The organism is Kitasatospora sp. NPDC023120, from assembly GCF_055560835.1.
This window is the reverse complement of the sequence record NZ_JBVHHY010000078.1, coordinates 1,492-3,018: the sequence shown is the minus strand read 5'-3', so window position 1 is coordinate 3,018 and position 1,527 is coordinate 1,492. Positions and strand designations below refer to the sequence as shown.

The window sequence follows — 1,527 nt, the reverse complement described above, 5'->3', positions numbered from 1 at the left end:
ATGTCCCGGAGTGCTCGCTCATGGGTGGAACGTTGACTATTCGGCACAGGAAGAGATCGGACGTCAGTACTGCCTTCGGGCGTGGAACGCGGTCTGGGATTGACTGTGTCGGGCACGTTGTTGGGTCCTGAGGGAACGGGTTGACCGTTGTCTCAGTGCCGGCCTCACTTGAGGCAGCCCGGTTGGGTTGTCGAGGGTGTGTGACTGGTCGTTGTTTGAGAACTGCACAGTGGACGCGAGCATCTGTGGCCAAGTTTTTAAGGGCGCACGGTGGATGCCTTGGCACCAGGAACCGATGAAGGACGTGGGAGGCCGCGATAGGCCCCGGGGAGCTGTCAACCGAGCTTTGATCCGGGGGTGTCCGAATGGGGAAACCCGGCAGTCGTCATGGGCTGTCACCCGCTGCTGAACACATAGGCAGTGTGGAGGGAACGCGGGGAAGTGAAACATCTCAGTACCCGCAGGAAGAGAAAACAACCGTGATTCCGGGAGTAGTGGCGAGCGAAACTGGATGAGGCTAAACCATATTGGTGTGAGACCCGGCAGGGGTTGCCAATGTGGGGTCGTGGGTTTTTTCTTGATCGGTCTGCCGGCCGGTCGGCGAGTCAGAAACCGTATGGATAGTCGAAGGACATGCGAAAGGTCCGGCGTAGAGGGTAAGACCCCCGTAGACGAAATCTGTACGGCTCGCTTGAAGAACACCCAAGTAGCACGGGGCCCGAGAAATCCCGTGTGAATCTGGCGGGACCACCCGCTAAGCCTAAATATTCCCTGGTGACCGATAGCGGATAGTACCGTGAGGGAATGGTGAAAAGTACCGCGGGAGCGGAGTGAAATAGTACCTGAAACCGTGTGCCTACAAGCCGTGGGAGCGTCGTTCGCCAGCTTGCTGGTGGGCCGTGACTGCGTGCCTTTTGAAGAATGAGCCTGCGAGTTTGCGGTGTGTAGCGAGGTTAACCCGTGTGGGGTAGCCGTAGCGAAAGCGAGTCCGAATAGGGCGGTTGAGTTGCATGCCCAAGACCCGAAGCGGAGTGATCTAGCCATGGGCAGGTTGAAGCGCGGGTAAGACCGTGTGGAGGACCGAACCCACCAGGGTTGAAAACCTGGGGGATGACCTGTGGTTAGGGGTGAAAGGCCAATCAAACTCCGTGATAGCTGGTTCTCCCCGAAATGCATTTAGGTGCAGCGTCACGTGTTTCTTGCCGGAGGTAGAGCACTGGATAGGCGATGGGCCTCACCGGGTTACTGACCTTAGCCAAACTCCGAATGCCGGTAAGTGAGAGCGTGGCAGTGAGACTGTGGGGGATAAGCTCCATGGTCGAGAGGGAAACAGCCCAGAACACCGACTAAGGTCCCTAAGCGTGTGCTAAGTGGGAAAGGATGTGGAGTCGCAGAGACAACCAGGAGGTTGGCTTAGAAGCAGCCACCCTTGAAAGAGTGCGTAATAGCTCACTGGTCAAGTGATTCCGCGCCGACAATGTAGCGGGGCTCAAGCACACCACCGAAGTCGTGTCATTGCAGCATGTA

At 57.4% G+C, this 1,527-nt stretch carries 1 rRNA gene (only partly in view); it reads left to right on the top strand.

The window, feature by feature from the left end:
- The first annotated feature begins 247 nt into the window (after positions 1–247).
- Positions 248–1,527: ribosomal RNA gene (locus ACZ3TI_RS40570) — 23S ribosomal RNA — on the top strand; it runs 1,489 nt beyond the window's last position.